Here is a 20,931-nt window from a genome sequence, read left to right on the forward strand (position 1 = left end):
TCACGCCTGCTGCGCGGAGGTGAGCGGGCCCGGCGCGAACACCATCATCGTCACGTCGTCCCGTACGCGCCCCGCGTACCGCACCACGTCCGCCCACACCTGCTCCACGAGCCCCGCCGGGTCGTCCAGCAGCGCCGGGTCCGCCTTGAGCAGCGCGGTGAGGCGCTCGTCCAGGGGGTAGAACGCGCCGGACGCGTCCCGTGCCTCGCTCACGCCGTCGGTCAGGCCGAACAGCAGGTCACCGGCGAGCAGCGGCACGGTCAGTCCCTCGGGCGGGGCGACGCCCGCGATGCCCAGGCCGAGCGGCGCGCCGGCGGTCACGTCCAGCTCGGTGACCTCGGGGCCGCGCAGCAGCAGGGGCGGCGGGTGTCCGCAGGAGACGACGCGTACGACGGAGGCGTCGTCGGGGAACTCCAGGAGCACCGCCGTCGCGAACAGTTCGGCGTGCTCCTCGCCCTCGGAGTCCACGACGAGCCTGCGGTCGAGCTGGGCGGCGACCCCTTCCAGGTCCGCCTTGTCGATGACCGCCTCGCGGAACGCGCCGAGCAGCGCGGCGACCGTGCCGACCGCCTCCAGGCCGTGGCCCCGCACGTCGCCGATGAGGGCGCGCACCCCGTGCGGCCCTCTGCGTACGTCGAAGAAGTCGCCGCCGACCAGCGACTCGTGCTCCGCCGCCTGGTACAGGCCCGCGAACCGCACCCTGCCGACCCGTTCCGGCAGCGGTGGGAGGACCGCGAACTGGGCCGCCTCGGCGACCGTGCGGACGGTCACGAGCTGGGCCTCGCGGCGGCTGCGCACCCAGGCGAAGAGCACGCTGAGCACCGCGATGAAGGTGATCGTCAGCGCGTCGCTGTTGCCCGGGTGGCCGAGGCCGAAGTGCGGCAGGGAGAGCAGCAGGACCACGACGCCCCCGACGAGGGCCGTCGCGGCGGGCCCGTACGACAGGGCGGCCAGCGGCGGGACGGCCGCGACCAGGAAGCTGAGGTCGAGCGTCTTCGGGGTGACCAGCTGGACGAGGACGATCGCGAGGAGGAGCAGCGGCGGGGGCCAGCGCACCCAGGGCGGGGGCGGTGTGCCACGCAGCAGCCAGTCGCGCTGTTCCGCGTCTCGCCGTCTGGCCGCAGCCCTGATCATCCCTTCACGCTCCTACGACCGCGGCGCCCCCGCACGCCGGGCAGGTCCGTCGGGTCATTCGCCGGTCAGAGGGGACGGCCCATGAGGACGTCGTCGACGTACGCGCCGTCCAGCAGGAACTCGCCGGGCAGCACGCCCTCGATGACGAAGCCCTCCGCCTCGTAGAGCTTGCGGGCGGGGGTGTTGTGGCCGAGGACCCGCAGGGTGATGCGCACCGCGCCCTGACGGCGGGCCTCGTCCATGGCCGCCCGGAGCAGCCGTCTGCCGACGCCCCGGCCGCGCACCTCCTCGGCGACGACGAAGCCCTGGATCTGGCGCACGTGCGCGTTGACGAGCAGCGGGGTGGGGAAGCCGAGCTTCACATAGCCGACGATCCGCCCGTCCACCTCGCCGACCAGGTGGTCGCGGGGCCCGAAGCGGTCGTTGAAGAAGGGTTCGTAGGGCGGCTCGGGGCGGGGCTGGACCGCGTGCAGCGTGGACCAGGTGGCACGGTCGAGACGGGCGAGCGCGTCGTCGTCCTCGGGCCGTGCGGTACGTATGTGCATGTCCGGCATGACGCCACTGTACGGCGGCCGGATCGCCGCCACGTCGGCCGCGCGGAGCGGGCGCCCGCGCGGTTTCCCGGGGCAGGATGGAACGCATGGAAACCACACACTCGCGCGTCGCCGTGACCGGCGCCTCCGGGCTCATCGGTACGGCGCTCACGCGCTCCCTGACCGCCGACGGGCACGACGTGGTGCGGTTGGTGCGCAGGGCGCCGCGGGGCAAGGACGAGGTGCGCTGGGACCCCCAGGAGGGGTTCGTCGACAAGGCCGGGCTCGCGGGCTGCACCGCGGTCGTCAATCTGGCGGGCGCGGGCATCGGGGACCACCGCTGGACGGCCGCCTACAAGCGGGAGCTCAGGGACAGCAGGGTGCTCGGCACCGGCACGCTCGCCGCCGCCGTGGCCTCGCTGGACGAGCCGCCGCGGGTGTTCGTGAACGCCAGCGCGATCGGCTACTACGGAGACACCGGCTCGCGGGCGGTGGACGAGAGCGCCCCGGCCGGGAGGGGCTTCCTGCCGTCGCTGTGCGTCGAGTGGGAGGCCGCCGCGGCCGCGGCCCAGGAGGCCGGCATCCGTACCGTCTTCGCCCGCAACGGCCTCGTGGTCGGCCGCGGGGGCGGCGCCTGGGGCCGGCTCTTCCCGCTCTTCAAGGCGGGGCTCGGCGGGCGCCTCGGCGACGGCCGGCAGTACTGGAGCCACATCTCCCTGCACGACGAGGTGGCCGCGCTGCGGCACCTGATCGACACGGAGACGCTGTCGGGTCCGTTCAACCTCACGGCGCCCGAGCCGCGCACCAACCGCGAGGTGACGGCGGCGATGGGGCGGGTGCTGCGCAGGCCCACCCTCTTCACCGCGCCCGCGCCCGCGCTGCGTGTGGTGCTCGGTGAGATGGCGGGGGACGTCCTCGGCAGCCAGCGGGTGCTCCCGACGCGGCTCCTGGAGTCGGGCTTCACCTTCGCGTTCCCCGGCATCGAGGAGTCGATCCGGGCGGCGCTGAGGTGAGGCGCCCTGGCCGGCCGCGGTGACCGGACGCGGCCGCTCCGGGGCGGGTGCCGACGGGGATGTCTCCGGCGTACGCCCCTGACGGAAAGGGACCGAAGGCCTCCGGACGTGACCACTGTGCGACCGGCGTGCGACCGTGCCCGGTCGATGCGCGACTCCTTCTGACCGGAACCGCTCCTACCCTCGTGCCGAACTCGGGTATTCCGGAGCCCTGTTGGGGGCATCAGCACCCCAGCAGCCGCGCGACCTCGGGAGGGGCACGTGCCAGAGCATGCGCACCATGCGGATGTCGTCATCGTGGGAGCCGGGGCCGCCGGGCTCTCGGCAGCGCACCGGCTGACCAGCGCCGGTGTCATGACCGTGGTCCTGGAGGCCGCCCCTTACGTCGGCGGCCGGATGTCGACCGAGAAGATCGACGGATTCCGGCTCGACAGAATCGGCCAACTCCTCACCACCTCGTATCCGGAACTGCGCAGGACCCCGGGACTCGACTCCCTCGTCCTGCGCCCCTTCGCGCCCGGCCTCCTCGTGCACAGCGAGGGCCGCAGGCACCGCGCCGTCGAGCGACTGCCCGGACGGAGCGCAAGGGGCGCACTCACGGCGGCGCGCGCCCTCACGAGCGCCCCCCTGGACCAGGCCCGGCTCGGCGCCGCCCTCGCCCGCATCGCCGCGACCCCCGTCGAGCGCCTCCTGGCCCGGCCCGAACTCCCGGCGGCGGACGCCCTCTCCGCGCGCGGGCTGCCCGCCCGCACCATCGACGGCTTCCTGCGCCCGCTGCTCTCCGCGCTCCTCTGCGACCCGGGCCTGACCACGTCGAGCCGGTGCGCGGACCTCGCCCTGCACGCCTTCGCCCGCGGCCGCCTCTGCCTGCCGGAAGGCGGCGCGGACGTCCTGCCCGAGCTGCTCGCCGGGGCCCTGCCGCCCGGCGTGGTCCGCACCGGCGTCCGCGTCACCTCGGTCTCCACGAGCTCCGTCAGGACCGCCGAGCACGGCGAGATCGCCTGCCGCGCCGTCCTCCTCGCCACTGACGCGCGCGCCGCCGCCGACCTCCTGCCCGGCCTGCGCGTGCCGCCCTTCCACGAGGTGACGGTGGTCCACCACACGGCACCCGAGCCGCCGCTCGACGGGCCCGCGCTGCTCCTGGACGCGGACCGTGCGGGCCCGGTGGCCCACACCGCGGTCATCAGCCGGGTCGACCCGTCGCGCGCGCCCGCCGACCGCGTCCTCGTCTCCTCGACGGTCCTCGGCCCGCCGCCGGACGAGCCCGCCGTCCGCGCGCACCTCGCCACGCTGTACGGGACGCCGACCGACCGCTGGGAGACGCTCGCCGTCCACCACACCCGCGAGGCCGTACCCGCGATGCCGCCCCCGCACGACGTGCGGCGCCCGGTGCGGCTGCTCTCCGGGCTCTACGTCTGCGGCGACCACCGCGACACCAGCACCGTCCAGGGCGCCCTGCACTCGGGGCGGCGCGCGGCCCACGCCGTCCTCACCGACTTCGGCATCGACTCCTCGTACACCCAGGAGCCCCTGCCCACCGCCGCCTGACCCTCCGGTCCCCGGTCCCGCTCCCCCGGAAGCCCCCGCGCCCCCCACGCGGGGGCTTCTCCCCGTGCGCCTCACCCCAGCGCGGCGACCTTGTCCCGGTATCCCCGCACGGGGGCCGCGTCGCGGTAGGGCTCAAGACGGCGCTCGAATTCGCGTACGTACTCGTGCGCCCGCGCGGACCGCATCTCCCCCGCCGCCTGCGCCGCCTCGGCGCCCAGCTGGCAGGCGGCCTCCAGCTCGCCGAGGCCGAGCCGCGCGGTGGCGAGGACGACCCGGCAGAACAGCCGGCTGCGCGCGAAGGCGGGGGCGCGCAGCTGGAGGGAGCGCTCGGCGTACTGGGCCGCCGCGCGGTACTGCTGGAGGTCGCGGTAGCTGTGTCCCAGCTCGTCCGCCAGCTGCGCCTCGTCGAAGAACCGCGCCCAGTACGGCACCTCGTCGCCGGGCCGCGCCGCCTCGAGGGACCGCTCGGCCCGGCCGAGCGCCGCGGTGCAGGCCCGCACCTCGCCGAGCACCCCGTGCCCGCGCGCCTCGGCGGCGTACAGCAGGGCCTGCACGACGTGCGGCGCCGCGGAGCCGACGCCCTGCTGGGCGACCCGCGCGAGCTGCACGGCCTCGCGCCCGTGGCCGAGGTAGACGGCCTGGCGGCTCATCGTGACCAGGACGTACGAGCCGTACGCCCGGTCGCCCGCGGCCTGCGCCAGGCGCAGCGCCTGGACGTAGTACCGCTGGGCGAGGCCGTGGGCCGCGATGTCGTACGACGTCCATCCCGCGAGGCGGGTCAGGTCGGCGGCGGCCGCGAAGAGCCGCCGCCCGGCCTGTTCGCCGTAGACGCCGCGCAGCATCGGCTCGGCCTCGTGCTCCAGATAGCGGACGAGGGCCTGCCGGGCGTGCCCGCCGCCGTACGCGTGGTCGAGCGCGCGGAAGAGCTCGCCCACGGAGCGCAGCGCGGCGATGTCGCCGCTGCTGACCCGCTGTCCCGGGCCGCGCTCGGGGCCCTGCCGCTGCCGGGGCACTCCGGGGCGGCCCTGGGCGGGCACGCGCGCGTGGGACGGGTCGGCGTCCCCGCGTCCGACGCGTTCGTCGGCGCGGCCGATCAGCCAGTCCCGGCTCGGCACCACGAGTCCGGCCGGGGTGAACGCGATCTTCCGTAGCTCCGCGTGGCTTCCGGAGTCCTTGCGCCACAGTCCGCCGACGATGTCGACGGCCTCCTCGGGGGTGGCCGCGAATTCAAGACCGGCGTACACCGGAGCGCACGCGTCGAGCCCGAGGTCCTGCGCGGAAAGGCGCCGGCCGAGGCGTCTCGTGAAGACCTCGGCGATCAGCGCGGGTGTGGTGCCCCTGGGCTGCTGGCCGCGGAGCCAGCGGGTCACGGATGTCTTGTCGTACCTCAGGTCCAGGCCGTGCTCGAGACCCAGTTGGTCGACGCGGCGGGCAAGGCCCGCATTGGAGAATCCGGCTTCCGAGATGAGAGCGGCTAGCTGGCGGTTGGGAGTGCGCTGCGGGGGTCGTTCCGTCATCGGCTGTGCGGTCTCCTGCCTTTCGGGCCTGCCTTGAGCAGCCCTTATGGCCTCGTGAACGGCGTGAATGTAACGGCCGTCACAGCCTGCGGAGGCGCCTTCTCCGGCCATTCATCCGATCGTGTGAGGAACCCGGGCCGAGGTTGCCGGCGGAGGGGGGCCGTACAGTGGCAGGGGCGCGATATGTGCACGATGAATGTTCAGGGAGGCACCTGCCGTGAGTGAGTTTCGGTTCGTCCGGCTGGGCTTCGGCCCGGACTTCGTGGAGTACCAGGAGGCGTGGGACGAGCAGCGCCGTGTGCACGCCGCCCGCTTCGCCGACGAGGTCCCGGACACCTGCCTGCTCCTGGAGCACCCGCCGGTCTACACCGCGGGCCGCCGCACCGAGGACAGCGAGCGCCCGCTGGACGGCACTCCCGTCATCGACGTGGACCGCGGCGGCAAGATCACCTGGCACGGCCCCGGCCAGCTGGTGGGCTATCCGATCCAGAAGCTGCCGCGCCCGGTGGACGTCGTGGCGCACGTGCGCCGCCTGGAAGAGGCGCTGATCCGGACGTGCGCGGAGTTCGGCCTCGAGACCACGCGCGTGGAGGGCCGCAGCGGCGTGTGGGTCCTCGGCGACCCGGTGGAGCAGCGCCCCGCGCTCGGCGGGCTCTCCTTGGACTTCGACCCGCGCCTCCAGGACGACGAGTTCGACGCCCGGTTCAACGGCCCGGAGTACGCCCCGTCCAACGCGGGCCAGCGCCGCGAGGACCGCAAGATCGCGGCCATCGGCATCCGGGTCGCCAAGGGCGTCACGATGCACGGCTTCTCGCTGAACGTGAACCCGGACAACACGTGGTTCGACCGGATCATCCCGTGCGGCATCCGCGACGCGGGCGTCACGTCCCTCGCGTACGAGCTGGACCGCGAGATCACCATCGCCGACGTGCTGCCGGTCGCCGAGCGGCACCTGCGGGACGTCCTGGAGAACGCGGAGCTCAAGCCGCGCGTCGTGGAGCCCGCCTCCGCATAGGGACGCCCCGGGCGCGGGGAACGCATCCCGGGCACAGGGCGGCCCCGGGCGCGGGGAACGCACCCCGGCACAGGGCCGCTCCGGCCGTCGGGGAATGCACCCCGTTGGCCAGAGGTTGGCCGGAAGTAAGCCCCATGACATCACGGGCGTACCCTGGTGGACGCCGAAGAATCGAAGCTACAGGGAGCCGATGTGTCCGCAGTCGCACCCGACGGACGCAAGATGCTGCGCCTGGAGGTCCGGAACGCCCAGACCCCCATTGAGCGCAAGCCCGAGTGGATCAAGACCCGGGCGAAGATGGGCCCTGAGTACAACGCCCTCCAGAAACTCGTGAAGAGCGAGGGTCTGCACACGGTCTGCCAGGAGGCGGGCTGTCCGAACATCTACGAGTGCTGGGAGGACCGCGAGGCCACGTTCCTCATCGGCGGCGACCAGTGCACCCGGCGATGTGACTTCTGCCAGATCGACACCGGCAAGCCGCAGGCCCTCGACCGCGACGAGCCGCGCCGCGTCGGCGAGTCCGTCGTCACGATGGACCTGAACTACGCCACGATCACCGGCGTCGCCCGCGACGACCTGGAGGACGGCGGTGCCTGGCTGTACGCCGAGACGGTGCGCCAGATCCACGCCATGACGGCGGAGCGCGCCGAGGGCTACACCAAGGTCGAGCTCCTCATCCCCGACTTCAACGCCGACCCGGACCAGCTGGCCGAGGTCTTCTCGTCGCGCCCCGAGGTCCTCGGGCACAACGTCGAGACGGTGCCGCGCATCTTCAAGCGCATCCGCCCCGGCTTCCGTTACGAGCGGTCCCTCGAGGTCATCACGAAGGCCCGCGAGGCCGGCCTGGTCACCAAGTCCAACCTGATCCTGGGCATGGGCGAGACCCGCGAAGAGGTCAGCGAGGCGCTGCGCCAGCTGCACGAGGCGGGCACCGAGCTCGTCACCATCACCCAGTACCTGCGTCCCACGCCGCGCCACCACCCCGTGGAGCGCTGGGTGAAGCCCGCCGAGTTCGTGGAGCTGAAGGAGGAGGCCGAGCAGATCGGCTTCTCCGGCGTGATGTCGGGCCCGCTGGTCCGCTCCTCGTACCGCGCGGGCCGCCTGTACCAGATGGCGATCGAGAAGCGCGGAGCGTACGTGGCGTCGCAGGCGGTGTGACACCGGCACGTGCCGGGCGTGGACCGGTGTGACACCGGCACGTGCCCGGGCACGGAGCGACTGTGTGAATCGGCGCACAAGCGCCTACCACCCGGTACTGGCCGTAATGACGCGGCCCATACGATCCCCGCAGGTGAACGGGACCGTATGGGCCGCGTCAGCGTTTTGGGCCCCCGTATCAAGGTTTCATCGGCGTTTGACCGGTCGGTCACGTCCTGGTAACACCAATCAGTGACCCTGGTACTACCGCACGTAGAGCCTTACCCATAGCCCAGCCTCATCCCCAGCCGCTCCCCCCACCCGAGCCGCTCTCCAGGAGGGCCCCATCATGCAGGCCGCGCCCGTTCGCGCCACCGCCATCCCGTCCGTCTCCACCGCCCTGCGCGCCGTCGAGTCGCTGCTGATGAGCGGCGGCCAGCGCACCGCACGGCGCAACGCCTGGACTTCCGTCCTGGAGGACCGGCGCCGCGCCAAGGACCGGGTCGAGGCGCTGCGGGTACTCGAAGAGACCGTGACGACAACCCGCACGTCGTAGTTGCCTCCGGGGCCACGTAGACTTCTCGGCATGGCGAGGAAGGAAACCACCGCGGCGGATGCGGCCGCGGAGCCAGGGCGACTCAAGCAGATCGCTCTGACCTACAAGATGACCCGGCGGGCCGACTCCAAGATCGGTCTCATCATCGCGGCTGTGGGAATCGTCGTCTTTGGCGTCTTCCTCGCGATCGGCTTCTGGGTGGGTCACCCGATCTACCTGGGCATTCTCGGCTTCCTGCTCGCCTTCCTCGCGATGGCGATCGTCTTCGGACGCAGGGCCGAGCGCGCCGCCTTCGGGCAGATGGAGGGCCAGCCCGGTGCGGCGGCCGCGGTGCTCGACAAGATCGGCCGCGGCTGGACGACGACCCCCGCGGTCGCGATGAACCGCAGCCAGGACGTGGTGCACCGCACCGTCGGCAAGGCCGGCATCGTCCTGGTCGCGGAGGGCAACCCGAACCGCGTGAAGGGCCTGCTGGCCGCCGAGAAGAAGAAGATGGCCCGCATCGTGGCGGACGTCCCGGTGCACGACGTCATCGTCGGCACCACCGAGGGCACCGTCTCGCTGAAGAAGCTGCGCACGACGCTCCTGAAGCTGCCGCGCGTCCTCACGGGCCCGCAGGTCACCGCGACGAATGACCGTCTGCGGGCGATGGGGGACCTCATGTCGAACATGCCGTTGCCGAAGGGGCCGATGCCGAAGGGCATGCGGATGCCTCGCGGCGGCCCGAAGATGAAGTAGCGGACGGCTTCTCCCTTTCTGGCGTCACCTTCTTACGCTGGACGAAGGCCCCGGAACCGATGGGTTCCGGGGCCTTCGTGCGTCCGTTGGCCGGTGCGCGGGCCCGGTGGGACGCTGGCGGGAGGGAGGCGCGCCATGCCGAGCAGGAACCAGACGGGCGGGAACCGGTCGGACAGGAACCGGGCGGGCGGGAACCGGTCGGACGGGGCACGGAAGGGGTCCGACGGGGCTTCGGCCTACGTGCCCGCGCGGGGCGGGATCCCCGCGCTCCGCCGAGCGGCCGCCGACTGCCGCGGCTGCCCGTTGTACGCGGACGCGACGCAGACCGTCTTCGGCGCCGGCCCCGCCCATGCCCGCCTCATGCTGGTCGGAGAGCAGCCGGGCGACCAGGAGGATCGGGCCGGCGAGCCGTTCGTGGGCCCGGCCGGGCGCCTGCTCCGTTCGGCGCTGGGCGAGGCGGGGATCGAGGAGGACCAGGCGTACCTCACCAACGCGGTCAAGCACTTCAAGTTCGCGCCGGTCACCAAGGGCCGCAAACGCCGTATCCACAAGGCGCCCAGCCTCGGCGAGCTGACCGCGTGCCGCCCGTGGCTGGCGGCCGAGCTGCGGCGGGTGGACCCGGAACTGGTCGTGGCGCTCGGCGCGACGGCGGGCAAGTCCTTGCCGGGCAGTTCTTTCAAGGTGACAGAGGCGCGGGGAGCGCTGCTCACCCTTCCGACGGACAGGGGGCCGGAGCCGGAGTTGCCGCTCGCGGCCGCCGGGGAGGAGGCGGAGGAGGACGGCCGGCGCCTCCTCGCCACCGTGCACCCTTCGGCGGTGCTCCGCGCGAAGGACAGGGACGAGGCGTACGCGGGACTTGTGTCAGACCTACGGGTGGCAGCCCGATTCCTTCACGGGACGAACCACTCGTAAAGGATGGTCCTGGATCAGATGCGGATCTGGATGGCGCGGGAGAGGCGGTCGTGGAGGCCGCGGCCGTCGCGGTCCCAGATCAGGGCGGGGATGACGAGGCAGAGCAGGATGCCGCGGACCAGGACCCAGCCCGGCGCGAGCCGCCCGCCGCCCTCGGCGATGACGCGCAGCCGGAAGAGGGCCTTGCCCGGGGTGCAGCCGACCGTGGCGACGGTCAGCACGCTCATGACGAAGAAGATCCCGAGGGCCCAGTTGCCCAGCGCCTGCTGGTCACCGCCGGCGAACAGACCGTATGCGATGAGCATGCACAGGCCCCAGTCGACGGCGATGGCGCCGATGCGGCGGCCGGGACGGGCGATCGAGCCAGGCCCCTCCTCGGGCAGGCCGAGTTGCTGACCCCGGTATCCGAAGTCGACACCGGCTTCCTCGGCGGCCGCGCGGGGGCCGGACAGCCACGATCCGATTGCTTGCCTCTTGTCCACCCGTCAAAGGTACTGCGCCCCTTGTTCCACGGGGGTGGGCGGGGTGTTCCCCGGGGACGGGCGGGATGTTCCCCGGAGGTGGGCGGGGTGTTCCCCGGAGGTGGGCGGGGCCGAAAACAAGACCGCATACGCCGGACACGGAGCTGAGCCCGCCAGATATGCCCCGCCCTCCGGTTAACTTCGACGAAACAAATGGGTCATGCTTGAGAAATCCCCCGTCCTTATGGTCGGGTCCCAGCGTGTGCCACCGCACTGGCCGCACGACGAGCTGCAACCCGAGCTGCAACCCCGTCCCGCCCCGGGCGGGAGTAGGAGGAGTTGGATGTTGTTCCAGAACGCCGACGACGCGAAGAAGTTCATCGCGGACGAGGACGTCAAGTTCATCGACGTCCGCTTCTGCGACCTGCCCGGTGTGATGCAGCACTTCACGATCCCGGCGGCGGCGTTCGACCCGGACGAGGAGCTGGCCTTCGACGGTTCGTCGATCCGTGGCTTCCAGGCCATCCACGAGTCCGACATGGCGCTGCGCGCCGACCTGTCGACGGCTCGCGTGGACCCCTTCCGCCGCGACAAGACCGTCAACATCAACTTCTTCATCCACGACCCGATCACGGGCGAGCAGTACAGCCGTGACCCGCGGAACGTGGCGAAGAAGGCGGAGGCGTACCTCGCCTCGACCGGCATCGCCGACACGGCGTACTTCGGCCCGGAGGCCGAGTTCTACGTCTTCGACAACGTCCGCTTCCAGACGTCGGCGAACGAGAGCTTCTACCACATCGACTCCGAGGCCGGCGCCTGGAACACCGGTGCGGTCGAGAACAACCGCGGCTACAAGGTCCGCTACAAGGGTGGTTACTTCCCGGCCCCGCCGGTCGACCACTTCGCCGACCTGCGCGCCGAGATCTCCCTCGAGCTGGACAAGAACGGCCTCCAGGTCGAGCGCCAGCACCACGAGGTGGGCACGGCGGGCCAGGCCGAGATCAACTACAAGTTCAACACGCTGCTCGCGGCGGCTGACGACCTGATGCTCTTCAAGTACATCGTGAAGAACGTCGCCTGGCGCAACGAGAAGACCGCGACGTTCATGCCGAAGCCGATCTTCGGTGACAACGGTTCGGGCATGCACGTCCACCAGTCGCTGTGGTCGAACGGCGACCCGCTCTTCTACGACGAGCAGGGTTACGCGGGCCTCTCGGACACCGCCCGCTACTACATCGGCGGCATCCTCAAGCACGCCCCGTCGCTGCTGGCCTTCACCAACCCGACGGTGAACTCCTACCACCGCCTGGTCCCCGGCTTCGAGGCCCCGGTCAACCTCGTCTACTCGCAGCGCAACCGCTCGGCGGCCATGCGTATCCCGATCACGGGCTCGAACCCGAAGGCCAAGCGCGTCGAGTTCCGCGCGCCGGACCCGTCCTCGAACCCGTACCTCGCCTTCTCCGCGCTCCTCCTGGCGGGCCTCGACGGCGTCAAGAACAAGATCGAGCCGGCCGAGCCGATCGACAAGGACCTCTACGAGCTCGCCCCCGAGGAGCACGCGGGCGTCCCCCAGGTCCCGACCTCCCTCCCCGCGGTTCTCGACGCCCTCGAGGCGGACAACGAGTACCTCCAAGCGGGCGGCGTCTTCACGTCCGACCTGATCGAGACGTGGATCGACTACAAGCGCACGAACGAAATCGCCCCGATCCAGCTCCGCCCCCACCCGCACGAGTTCGAGCTTTACTTCGACATCTAGATCACGGATTCCGCACGAAGGCCGCCGCCCTGCTCCAGGGTGGTGGCCTTCGGCGTGGCCGGGCTACTCTTCAAGCGGTTCGGGGATCCTCCAGACAATCCTGAACCGGTCCGAGCCCGGAGGGCCGACCGGGTGTACGGGGCTGATCTGTTGGATCAGGTAGCCGAAAACCATGTGCTGAGCCTCTTCTGAGACCTCGTTCCAGGTGTCGGGGGTCACGATCATCACCTCGCGCATCAGGCTCGGATCGGACTCGTTCTCCAGCATCTCAGCCCTGTCGTCCCGGTCCATCGTCGTGTCGGCGCGCATCGCGCGGATCGACTCCGCGAGGAGGTTCGGCTCACGCTTAAGGCGCCGGAGGATCTCCTGGCAGCCGTACTGAAAGGCCGCTTGCGCCTCCAATGCCTCCCGGTCGGGGTTGCGGTATCCATACGGTGAGCCCTCGTCCGCCCCGACGTAGTCGCCCTTCAGCAGGTGCAGCAGAATCCGTAGTGCGTGTTCGGCCCCCTGCTCCTCGATGATCCGCAGCATCCCGTGGACCCAGTTGTCTTCCGAGATCAGCGGTTCGTGCGGTGCAGCCAGCGAGGGGTGGATCTCGATGGCGCTGAAGGGGTTGATCAGCGTTCCCATGAACAGTTCCGGAGTCCAGCGGCCGTCCTCACCTCCCCAGCCCCCATTGAGCAGTTCCTGAAACGACTTCAGGGCTCCGGACTCCCCTTCGCCGATCGCCCGCCACAGCGGCAGAAACCTGGCCGTCTCCGACGTCTCGTCGCGGGGTGGACTGCACTGGCCCGCCAGCACCAGGACGATGTCGTGAACGGTCTCCCAGCGCGGCACGCGTAACCCGTTGACCGCGGAGCGGACGGTCTCATGACTCGCGGCCGACAACCGGTCCTCCCGGCGACCGATGAGTTCGCTCACTTTCCGGAAGCTCAACCGGCCTGCGGCCCGGTGCAGTTCCTGCAGAGCTTCGGTCAGTTCCTTGTGCGGGCCAGAGGGCTGAGGAGCGGTGGCGGGAGCTGGCAACGGGATTCCTCCGGCTTGTAGTGTCAAGTTCCGCCCATACGGTAGAAGTCGCAGGCCAGGGCTGAGACAGGATTCGTCAAGTTGTCCTCCCCGCCCGCCAAACCGTGACTCGCGGCCGTTCGGCGAAGTGAGCATGGAGACGGCGCCAACAGAGCGCCTTCGCCCAAGGAGTCGCCGAACATGCACATCCCTTCCTACGCCCATGACACGATCCGCGCTGCCGTACTATCCGGCGTGCCTACATCTCGGCAGGCGGGCGGCCTGGAGTGCCGCCTGTGCGGGAGGTCCTTCGGGGATGACCTCGCCGCCATACCCCTCGGACCGACGCCTACATCCGGTCTGTTCGGATGCCGCCCCTGCCTGACCCGGTTGGTCACCCGGGCGCGGAGAACCCGGGACGCCGCGCTGGCACAAGACGCCGAGCGGGCCCGCGCTGAGTCCGCGGCTTGGTTGCCGGTGCGTGAGTGCCATCTTGCCCGGCTGAACCGTGTACGCGAAGCCGCTGAGGCCGTGACGGAGGTGGCCGGAGACGAGGACACCGAGGCTCTCCGCATCGCTTGGCTGCTCATCTCGCTGGAGTCGGCGTACGCCTGGGTCCCGGAAGCGCCGGAGCCACCCGCTTCCGCGGACCCTGCGGATACGGAGCTGAAGGACGAGGCTTTCCGGCTCGACCTGGCCATGATTACCGCGCGGGAGACGGTGGCGGAACGGCTCGCCTACCACCTGATCAATGAGGCGCAGCCCGAGGACCCTGATATGTGCGGGGAATTGGAATGCGCCGACGATTGTTCAGGGCGCCATGATTCCTCGCACATCGACTGCGGCCCTGACGCTGTCTTCGACGATCTGGCGGAGCACGGAGTCACCGTGGAGCCCCCGGAACCCGAACCTCTGTCACCGCGTCTTGCCGCCCTCTTGAGGAAGGACACGGCCGAGGAGAAGACACCACTCCCGGACATCGAGGAGCACGCACCGGCGGTCCTTGCGCACTTCGGTATCTCCGCAGAAGACACGGATGCCCTGGTGAGTGCGGCGGCTGTCGGTCTGGTCGCCGACACCTGGCGTGAGGGGCCGCTGGACGAAATCCGCGAGGCGACCGACGAGCCGAGTGACGGGGAGATTTTCGCGCAGAGCGTCGATCTGTATCGCAGGGCCCATACCGCTCTCACAGCCTCGCGCGACGATGGGCCCGAGTCGCTGCTCGCGTTTGTGGGCGTCGCCGCCGACATGGACCTCCCCTGGGCCGGAGGGTCACGCTTCACACTGCGGATGGCGCCGTCGGAGTTGGTTGAGGAGTTGGTCCGACAGGTCGACAATCGGACCTGGTTCACCGCGGAGGTGATGCGCGAGCAAGGCTGGCACGCCGCGCTGCTGCACAGGGCGGCTTCGGCCACGTTCAAGGCGCTCCATCACTTCGGTATGCCAGGCTGGCCGGATGCCGTCGCCACGGCGATGGAGCGAATCGCCGTGCTGGACCGCTCGGGGGTACCTGAGTCGCTCACGGACCTCGAGGCGGTGGAGGCTGCTTTGCTCGAGGCACCCGACCGGCTCGGGGTGGACGCCCTCGACTGGATCTCTCGCCAGGCTCTGTTCGGGTAGCGCGCCCCATGAGTTGGGACAACCTCAGCCTCATCATCCTTGCCTCTTTCGGTTGCCTCACGCTCGTACTGGCACAAATAGGCGAGGTGCTGTCGAAGCTTCCTGCAATCATTCTCGCTTGGCGACGAATACGCGACGAGCTGCACAATCCCACGGGTCATGAATGCCGGGAGACCTCGCAGGAGCATGTTCGAGTTGTCGGATACGGTCCCGCAGCAGCGCGTTCGGTTGGTAGGGCCTGCAGGTGTGAAACTCACGTAGAGCCGTCCGCGCGGACTGAAAACGAGTGAACGCCCGATACCTCTCACATGTTCTCTGCATGTCACCAGTGCACCGGTTGTGCACCGAACAATTCTGAGAGGAGCATTCGTACAGGTCGGAGGCAATGTCGACCTTTACTTCGACATCTAGGAACCGGCTCGGCCGAGCCGAAGTGGCCCCTGTGCAGGGGTCATCGCCGGCTGACCATTCCGTCCGTCAGGGCATCGGAGAGACCCCCGCCTGGTTCAGGTGGGGGTCTCTTCGTTTTCAGAGGTCTTGGGGCTCTGCTTCGCATTCGCCCTAGGCCATCGGCGCGGGCGGATCGGCGCGTAGGCCCGTCAGGAGGCGGTCCAGGGTTTGTTCTGCTGTTTGGGGGGTGCCGCCTCGGGCGATCCAGAGGGCCGCCTCGTTCATTGCTCCCGAGAGGAGGCGGGTCAGGGGTTCCACCGGCTGGTCGGGGGCGATCAGGCCGGCTGTGGTGAGGGCTGTCAGCGCCTCTGCGAGGTGGCGGGCCGAGGACTGTTCGTCCAGGGTTCGCCATTCGTCCCAGCCCAGCACCGCCGGCCCGTCGACCAGCAGGATCTGGCGTACCGCCGGGTCCGTTCCCGCTGCGAGGAACTCCCGGCAGCCGGCCCGGAACTGCTCCCAGAGGTCCTCGTGGCGCTCGGCCGCCGTCGCGACCCGCTCGCCCAGTTCCTGCTGGACCTCGGCGACGACGGCCCGGAACAGGCCCGCCTTGCTGTCGAAGTGGTGGTAGGCGGCCCCCTTGGTGACCCCGGCGGCCCGCGCCACTTCGGCCAGGACCACCTGGTGGTAGCCGTCCGCCGCGAACTGGCGGCGCCCCTCGGCCAGCAGCGCCCGCCGCGTGGCCGCCCGTTGCTCCGCCCTGGTGACCGCCATCGCGCGCACCGTCCTTTCGTCTCGGGCGTACTGGCCCCTTCTCATTTCGCGTACCGGGGGTATGCTAGCGGCCAACGTTCACATACCTCGGGTATGTGAAGAGGGAGGGGTTTCGTCGTGATGAACGGACGTGCAGCCATGGCCACTGCCAAGCTCAGCGGGTTCTATCCGGTGCTCGCGACTCTGGACGTCGCCGCTGCCCGTGACTTCTACACCCGTCACCTCGGGTTCGAGGTGACCTTCGAGGCGGACTGGTACGTCAGTCTGCGGCGGGCCGATGCTCCGCAGTACGAGCTGGCTCTTCTGGAGTCCGGTCATCCGACCGTCCCTGAGGGGCATCGCGCCGCGCTTCGGGGCGGGCTGCTGCTCAACTTCGAAGTGGATGATGTGGATTCCGAGTATCAGCGACTCGTCGTGGAGGCGGGGCTGAGTGAGGTACTGCCGCTGCGTACCGAGGAGTTCGGGCAGCGGCACTTCATCGTTGCCGCTCCCGACGGGGTGTTGATCGACGTCATCACCGTCGTCCCGGCCGGAGAGGAGTACGCCGACCAGTACCGCGTCCCGTAGGGGGATCAGGACGTGGTGAGGGGGATTGGGCGGTAGTGCGTTGTCAGGCGGTTCGTGGGGTCCAGGACGTGGAACGCGACCGCCGGGGGCAGGTCGTGGTGTACGTGGTGAGGCTGGGGTTCCCAGGGGAGGCGGAGGGTGGAGACCACGCCCGGGGCCACCAGGAGGGGGCGGTTCGCGAAGGTGGTGGCCGCGGGGGTGTGGGCGTGGCCTGCGAGGAAGGCCGTGATGTTCGGGTGGCGTGACGTCAGGGCGGCCAGGCGGTGTTCGTCGTGCTGGCGGATGTCGTCCACGTAAGGGGTGTTCAGGGGGACCGGCGGGTGGTGGAAGCCGATCAGGACGGGGTGCGTGGGCGGGGTGTCGGCGAGGAGGGTGGACAGCCACGTCAGGGTTTCGTCCGCCAGGCGGCCGTAGTCCTCGCCGGGGACCGACGTGTCGCACAGGGCCAGCGTGAAGCGGGCTGTGACAAGTGCGCTGTTGAGGGGTGCCCGGCTCGCGGGCTCGCCCAGGAAGTGTTCGCGGTACGCCGCGCGTTCGTCGTGGTTTCCCGGGCAGGTCAGCAGGGGGTGCCGGGTGGCTAGGAGTTTGCGGGCCGTCTCGTACTCGGACGGGGTCGCGTGGTCGGCGATGTCGCCGGTGGCGATGATGGCGTCCAAGTCGTACGGAAGGCTGTTCAGGTACGTCATCACCGCCTTGGTGCGGGCGATGCTGCGGCCGTCGTCCTCTTCGCGCGTGTCTATGTGGGTGTCGCTCAGGTGCGCTATCACGGTCATCATCGCTGCGGGGCCTCGTTCGGTCGGTGGGCGACGGGGGATGTGGCGTTCAGGGTCTTATGTGTCGCCGTTTCTATGCGTGTTACGTCTGCCTGTTCGGTGGCGGGGATCGGGGTGGACGTCGTGGCGCGGAGGTGGGCCGCGGCCGCGAGCAAGTGGGCTGCCTGGGCCGGGCGGCCCGCGCGGGTGTGGGCGCCCGCCATCCCTTCGAGGGCCAGCGCGATCAAGCCGGGGTTGTCGGTGGCGCGCGCGGTCGCGTAACCCGCGCGGTGCAGGCTCAGGGCCTCCTCCGCGTCGCCCCGCTGCTCGGCGAGGAAGCCGAGCTCGGTGAGGAGCGCGGCCGTCTTGGGGCCCCAGTCCATGGCCCGCGTCCAGGCCAGCCAGGGGCGGAGGCGGGCCTCGGCGTCTGCCGGCCTGCCCCGGCGGCGGGCCGTGCGGCCGAGGCCCAGGTCGGCGAAGTACTCGCCGACGACGTCGGACTGCTCGACGGCGAGGCGGCGCGCCCGCTCGTTCAGGGCGTCGGCGCCGTCGTGGTCGCCGGTCAGCAGGGCGACGCGGCCGAGTCCCGACAGGGCGTGGGAGGCGTCGATCCAGAGGTGCAGGTCCTCCGCGATGCGCAGCGCGTCGCCGTGCAGAGCGCCGGCCCTTTCGGGGTCGCCGGTGACCTCGGCGTGCACGGCGAGCAGCGCCATGGCCTGCGACTGGCCCCAGCCGTCGCCCAGTTCACGGAAGAGGCGCAGGCTCTGCGCGCCCGCGTCGCCGAGCGTCGCCAGGTCGCTGAGGGTCGCCGCCTGCCGGGCGCGGGTGCTGAGCGCGGCGGCGATCCCCCAGCGGTCGTCCAGGGCGCGCAGTTCCGCGAGGACGGGGGTGATCAGGTCTTCGCCCGCGGAGAGGTCGCCGCAGCCCTGGAGCGCGGCGGCCTGGAACCAGCGGACCCTTGCCCGTCGTACGGGGTCCTCGATGGTGGTGGGTGGGGTCTGTGTGGCGTGCGCTGTCTGTGGTCCGGGCGGGGTGCCCGGGCCCGCGTCCTCCGCCGTGCGGGTCAGCGTGCCGACCGCCTGCCGCCAGGCCTGCGCCTCGGCGCGTACGCCCCGCGGTGCCTCGCCCGTCGCGGCCAGGGCCGTGTCGAGGGCGCGGCGCGCCCCGCCCAGGCGGCCGCGCAGGTAGCAGAACCAGGTCGTCGCGTTGACCAGGCGCAGCGCGCGGTGGGCGTCTCCGTGCCGGGCCGCGTCATGGATGGCCGCGCGTACGTTGGCGGACTCGGCGTCCAGGAGGCGCAGGGCGCGTCGCTGGGCGGGGCCGCGCAGGTCGCGGTCGGCCGCTTCGGCGAGGTCGGTGTAGTAGCGACGGTGGCGTTCTCGTACGTCGGTGTCCTCGCCCGCGTCGCGCAGGTGCTCCAGGCTGTACGCCGCCACCGATTCGAGCAGGCGGTAGCGGATGCCGTCCGCCGTGTCGACGGTGGCGACCAGGGAACGGTCGACGAGGCGGGCGACTAGGTCGGGGACGTCGGCGGCGGGGACGGCCGCCGCCCGGGGTCCCGCCTCGTCCGGGTCCGCGCACACCGCCTCCGCCGCCCGCAGCGTGCAGCCGTCCGCGTGGACCGCCAGGCGGCGCAGGACGACGCGTTCGGGTTCCGTGAGCAGGGCCCAGCTCCAGTCGATCACGGCGCGGAGTGTCTGCTGGCGGGGCGGGGCGCCGCGGTGGCCCGCGGTGAGGACGCGGAAGCGGTCGTCGAGGCGGGCCGCCAGTTCGTGGACGCCGAGGCCGCGGACGCGCGTTGCGGCGAGTTCGAGGGCGAGTGGCAGGCCGTCCAGGCGTCGGCAGATCGCCGCGACCGGGGCGGCGTTGTCCGCGTCGAGTGCGAAGCCGGGGGCGGTGGCGGTGGCCCGGGCGAGGAACAGTCTGACCGCGCTGGACGCCTGCAGCTCTTCCGGCGTCGGCTCGGCTTCGGGTGGCGGTAGTTGCAGCGGGGGGACCGTCTGGAGGGTTTCTCCCGGTACGGCCAGTGGTTCGCGGCTCGTGGCCAGGATCCGCAGGTCCGGGGCCGCCGTCAGCAGCGACTGCACGACCTCCGCCGCTTCTTCGACCACGTGTTCGCAGTTGTCGAGCACGAGCAGGACGCGGCGGGTGCGGAGCGCCGCGGTGATGCGGTCCAGGAGGCCGGCCGGGGTCGCCTGGTCCCCCCGCGGTGCAGCGGTCGTCGTGACGTCGTCGCGGACGTCCAGGGCCGCCGCCACGAGCTCGACGATCCCGGCCTGCGTCTGTCCGCGCGCGGACAACTCGACCAGGTGGACCCCTTCGTACTCCCCGTACTCATCCGTCTCGTCCAACAGGCGTCCGGCGACCTCAAGAGCCAGGCGCGTCTTGCCGACGCCGCCCGGGCCCGTGAGCGTGAGCAGCCGGCCGTCCTTGAGGTGCGTCCGCGCCTCCTCCACGGCCTGGGTGCGGCCGATGAGGTCGGTGAGGGGGGTGGGGAGGTTGGTGGTACGGCGACGGCGCCTCGGCGGGATCGGTGTGGTGAGCAGGGGCGACGGGGCCGGTAGGGCTGGTGGGGTCACTGGGGCCGCTGGGGCCGCTGGGGCCGCTGCGGCCAGTGGAGTCGGTGGGGTCGGACTCAGCTCCGGGGCGTGGTTAAGGATCGCCGTGTGCAGGGCGGTCAGGGCCGGGCCCGGGTCCACGCCCAGTTCCGTCCGCAGCAGGTCGCTCAGCTCGCGGTACGCGGCGAGTGCCTCGCTCTGGCGGCCCGCGCGGTAGAGCGCGCGCAGGTGTGCGGCACGGAGGCGTTCGCGGAGCGGGTGGCGTGTCACCAGGTCCGCCAACTCGGCTATGTCACCGGCGAGTCTGCGGTCGTCGCCCTCTTCGGCGCGGGCCTCCGCGCGGGCTTCCGCACGGTCCTCCAAGGCCGTCAGCCGCTCCTCCTCCCAGCGCGCGACCGCGGCCTCGGCGAACGCCTCCTCCGCCACGTCCGCGTACGCCGGCCCCCGCCACAGCGCCAGCGCCTCGTCCAGCAACTCCACGCGTACGCGCGGGTCGTCGCTCTCGCGCGCCCTCTCCACCAGTACGTGGAAACGGTGGGCGTCGACCGTGCCGGGGGCGGCGTTCAGGGCGTAACCGGCGGGCTGGTGCGTGATCAGCGCGCGGGCTCCGGGCTCCGCGTCGTCGAGGACGCGGCGGAGGCGGGAGATCTTGCTGCGCAGGACCCCGGTGGGGCGGGCCGGCAGGTCCCGGCCCCAGAGGTCGTCGACGAGCCGGTCGGCCGGGGCGGGGCGGCCCTCGCGGATCAGCAGGTCGGCGAGGAGCGCGCGCACCTTCGCCTCGGGTACGGGGACCCGCCTGCCGTCGGCCGACCACACCTCCAGGGGGCCGAGTATCGCGAAGCGCATGCCACCCAACGTAGTCCAGCCTGGCCGGAATTGATCACTCCGGGATTTCTGCTTTCCGAGTCGGCCGCTCTCCACCGGAACCCCGCCGGCCCCTCTCCGGAA

At 71.4% G+C, this 20,931-nt stretch carries 18 protein-coding genes; 10 read left to right on the forward strand and 8 right to left on the reverse strand.

Annotated elements, in window-relative coordinates; genetic code table 11:
- Together ACH4D5_RS00170 and ACH4D5_RS00175 are read right to left on the reverse strand one after the other, a co-directional pair.
- Positions 1 to 1,134 carry a PP2C family protein-serine/threonine phosphatase gene (locus tag ACH4D5_RS00170; protein ID WP_398296948.1) on the reverse strand — a complete coding sequence of 378 codons (1,134 nt, stop codon included), beginning with the start codon at positions 1,132 to 1,134 and terminating at the stop codon, positions 1 to 3.
- 65 nt (positions 1,135 to 1,199) lie between these two features.
- Complete coding sequence (locus tag ACH4D5_RS00175) at positions 1,200 to 1,688, reverse strand: GNAT family N-acetyltransferase (RefSeq protein WP_398296950.1); 489 nt, start codon at positions 1,686 to 1,688, stop codon at positions 1,200 to 1,202.
- A 77-nt stretch (positions 1,689 to 1,765) separates the two neighbouring features.
- Here ACH4D5_RS00175 and ACH4D5_RS00180 point away from each other — a divergent pair, with 77 nt between their 5' ends.
- Entirely contained in the window at positions 1,766 to 2,680 is a 915-nt protein-coding gene (locus tag ACH4D5_RS00180) for a TIGR01777 family oxidoreductase (protein ID WP_398296952.1), read from the forward strand.
- A gap of 261 nt (positions 2,681 to 2,941) precedes the next feature.
- A complete protein-coding gene (locus ACH4D5_RS00185) occupies positions 2,942 to 4,228 on the forward strand; it encodes an NAD(P)/FAD-dependent oxidoreductase (protein WP_398296954.1) in 1,287 nt (428 codons plus the stop codon).
- A gap of 71 nt (positions 4,229 to 4,299) precedes the next feature.
- On the opposite strand, the gene ACH4D5_RS00190 is transcribed toward ACH4D5_RS00185, so the two are convergent.
- Positions 4,300 to 5,745 carry a regulator gene (locus ACH4D5_RS00190; RefSeq protein WP_398296956.1) on the reverse strand — a complete coding sequence of 482 codons (1,446 nt, stop codon included), beginning with the start codon at positions 5,743 to 5,745 and terminating at the stop codon, positions 4,300 to 4,302.
- Between the two features lie 217 nt (positions 5,746 to 5,962).
- Between ACH4D5_RS00190 and lipB the strand changes: the two genes are divergently transcribed.
- The 5 genes from lipB to ACH4D5_RS00215 all read left to right on the forward strand — a co-directional run bounded on the left by lipB (position 5,963) and on the right by ACH4D5_RS00215 (position 10,103).
- The gene (gene lipB / locus ACH4D5_RS00195) at positions 5,963 to 6,760 is read left to right on the forward strand and encodes a lipoyl(octanoyl) transferase LipB (RefSeq protein ID WP_398296958.1); all 798 of its coding nucleotides are present in this window, start codon (positions 5,963 to 5,965) and stop codon (positions 6,758 to 6,760) included.
- A 192-nt stretch (positions 6,761 to 6,952) separates the two neighbouring features.
- Positions 6,953 to 7,918 (forward strand): lipoyl synthase, encoded by a 966-nt coding sequence (locus ACH4D5_RS00200; RefSeq protein ID WP_398296960.1) that lies wholly within the window; start codon positions 6,953 to 6,955, stop codon positions 7,916 to 7,918.
- 328 nt (positions 7,919 to 8,246) lie between these two features.
- Positions 8,247 to 8,453 (forward strand): hypothetical protein, encoded by a 207-nt coding sequence (locus ACH4D5_RS00205; protein ID WP_365367177.1) that lies wholly within the window; start codon positions 8,247 to 8,249, stop codon positions 8,451 to 8,453.
- A 30-nt stretch (positions 8,454 to 8,483) separates the two neighbouring features.
- Positions 8,484 to 9,191 carry a DUF4191 domain-containing protein gene (locus tag ACH4D5_RS00210; RefSeq protein ID WP_398296962.1) on the forward strand — a complete coding sequence of 236 codons (708 nt, stop codon included), beginning with the start codon at positions 8,484 to 8,486 and terminating at the stop codon, positions 9,189 to 9,191.
- Between the two features lie 135 nt (positions 9,192 to 9,326).
- The gene (locus tag ACH4D5_RS00215; protein ID WP_398296964.1) at positions 9,327 to 10,103 is read left to right on the forward strand and encodes a UdgX family uracil-DNA binding protein; all 777 of its coding nucleotides are present in this window, start codon (positions 9,327 to 9,329) and stop codon (positions 10,101 to 10,103) included.
- A 14-nt stretch (positions 10,104 to 10,117) separates the two neighbouring features.
- Here the strand turns inward: ACH4D5_RS00215 and ACH4D5_RS00220 are convergent, their stop codons facing one another.
- On the reverse strand, positions 10,118 to 10,585 hold the full coding sequence (locus tag ACH4D5_RS00220) for an RDD family protein (protein WP_398296966.1): 468 nt from the start codon (positions 10,583 to 10,585) through the stop codon (positions 10,118 to 10,120).
- 325 nt (positions 10,586 to 10,910) lie between these two features.
- On the opposite strand from ACH4D5_RS00220, the gene glnA reads away from it, so the two are divergent.
- Positions 10,911 to 12,320: a type I glutamate--ammonia ligase gene (glnA, locus tag ACH4D5_RS00225; protein ID WP_398298442.1), complete on the forward strand. Its 1,410-nt coding sequence runs from the start codon at positions 10,911 to 10,913 to the stop codon at positions 12,318 to 12,320.
- Positions 12,321 to 12,383: 63 nt separating this feature from the next.
- On the opposite strand, the gene ACH4D5_RS00230 is transcribed toward glnA, so the two are convergent.
- Positions 12,384 to 13,241, reverse strand: coding sequence for a hypothetical protein (locus ACH4D5_RS00230; protein WP_398296968.1), 858 nt, complete (start codon positions 13,239 to 13,241; stop codon positions 12,384 to 12,386).
- Positions 13,242 to 13,526: 285 nt separating this feature from the next.
- On the opposite strand from ACH4D5_RS00230, the gene ACH4D5_RS00235 reads away from it, so the two are divergent.
- The gene (locus ACH4D5_RS00235; RefSeq protein WP_398296970.1) at positions 13,527 to 14,945 is read left to right on the forward strand and encodes a hypothetical protein; all 1,419 of its coding nucleotides are present in this window, start codon (positions 13,527 to 13,529) and stop codon (positions 14,943 to 14,945) included.
- Between the two features lie 561 nt (positions 14,946 to 15,506).
- Here ACH4D5_RS00235 and ACH4D5_RS00240 read toward each other — a convergent pair.
- Positions 15,507 to 16,106, reverse strand: a complete 600-nt coding sequence (locus tag ACH4D5_RS00240; RefSeq protein ID WP_398296972.1) for a TetR/AcrR family transcriptional regulator — start codon at positions 16,104 to 16,106, stop codon at positions 15,507 to 15,509.
- Between the two features lie 120 nt (positions 16,107 to 16,226).
- Between ACH4D5_RS00240 and ACH4D5_RS00245 the strand changes: the two genes are divergently transcribed.
- Positions 16,227 to 16,673: a VOC family protein gene (locus ACH4D5_RS00245; RefSeq protein WP_398296974.1), complete on the forward strand. Its 447-nt coding sequence runs from the start codon at positions 16,227 to 16,229 to the stop codon at positions 16,671 to 16,673.
- A gap of 5 nt (positions 16,674 to 16,678) precedes the next feature.
- Here the strand turns inward: ACH4D5_RS00245 and ACH4D5_RS00250 are convergent, their stop codons facing one another.
- Together ACH4D5_RS00250 and ACH4D5_RS00255 are read right to left on the reverse strand one after the other, a co-directional pair.
- Positions 16,679 to 17,449 carry a metallophosphoesterase gene (locus ACH4D5_RS00250; protein WP_398296976.1) on the reverse strand — a complete coding sequence of 257 codons (771 nt, stop codon included), beginning with the start codon at positions 17,447 to 17,449 and terminating at the stop codon, positions 16,679 to 16,681.
- Positions 17,446 to 20,829, reverse strand: a complete 3,384-nt coding sequence (locus ACH4D5_RS00255; RefSeq protein ID WP_398296978.1) for an AfsR/SARP family transcriptional regulator — start codon at positions 20,827 to 20,829, stop codon at positions 17,446 to 17,448. Before ACH4D5_RS00255 ends, ACH4D5_RS00250 begins: the two co-directional genes overlap by 4 nt.
- Positions 20,830 to 20,931 lie beyond the last annotated feature (102 nt).

Origin of the sequence: Streptomyces sp. NPDC018029, from assembly GCF_044327655.1 — a bacterium.
Taxonomy (GTDB): Bacteria; Actinomycetota; Actinomycetes; order Streptomycetales; family Streptomycetaceae; genus Streptomyces.

Coding starts and splice junctions, on each gene's coding strand:
- ACH4D5_RS00190 (WP_398296956.1), bottom strand. CDS start 5,745: ATGACGGAACGACCCCCGCAGCGCACTCCCAACCGCCAGCTAGCCGCT.
- ACH4D5_RS00215 (WP_398296964.1), top strand. CDS start 9,327: ATGCCGAGCAGGAACCAGACGGGCGGGAACCGGTCGGACAGGAACCGG.
- ACH4D5_RS00180 (WP_398296952.1), top strand. CDS start 1,766: ATGGAACGCATGGAAACCACACACTCGCGCGTCGCCGTGACCGGCGCC.
- ACH4D5_RS00250 (WP_398296976.1), bottom strand. CDS start 17,449: ATGATGACCGTGATAGCGCACCTGAGCGACACCCACATAGACACGCGC.
- ACH4D5_RS00255 (WP_398296978.1), bottom strand. CDS start 20,829: ATGCGCTTCGCGATACTCGGCCCCCTGGAGGTGTGGTCGGCCGACGGC.
- ACH4D5_RS00205 (WP_365367177.1), top strand. CDS start 8,247: ATGCAGGCCGCGCCCGTTCGCGCCACCGCCATCCCGTCCGTCTCCACC.
- ACH4D5_RS00240 (WP_398296972.1), bottom strand. CDS start 16,106: ATGGCGGTCACCAGGGCGGAGCAACGGGCGGCCACGCGGCGGGCGCTG.
- ACH4D5_RS00210 (WP_398296962.1), top strand. CDS start 8,484: ATGGCGAGGAAGGAAACCACCGCGGCGGATGCGGCCGCGGAGCCAGGG.
- ACH4D5_RS00175 (WP_398296950.1), bottom strand. CDS start 1,688: ATGCCGGACATGCACATACGTACCGCACGGCCCGAGGACGACGACGCG.
- ACH4D5_RS00170 (WP_398296948.1), bottom strand. CDS start 1,134: ATGATCAGGGCTGCGGCCAGACGGCGAGACGCGGAACAGCGCGACTGG.
- ACH4D5_RS00235 (WP_398296970.1), top strand. CDS start 13,527: ATGCACATCCCTTCCTACGCCCATGACACGATCCGCGCTGCCGTACTA.
- ACH4D5_RS00245 (WP_398296974.1), top strand. CDS start 16,227: ATGAACGGACGTGCAGCCATGGCCACTGCCAAGCTCAGCGGGTTCTAT.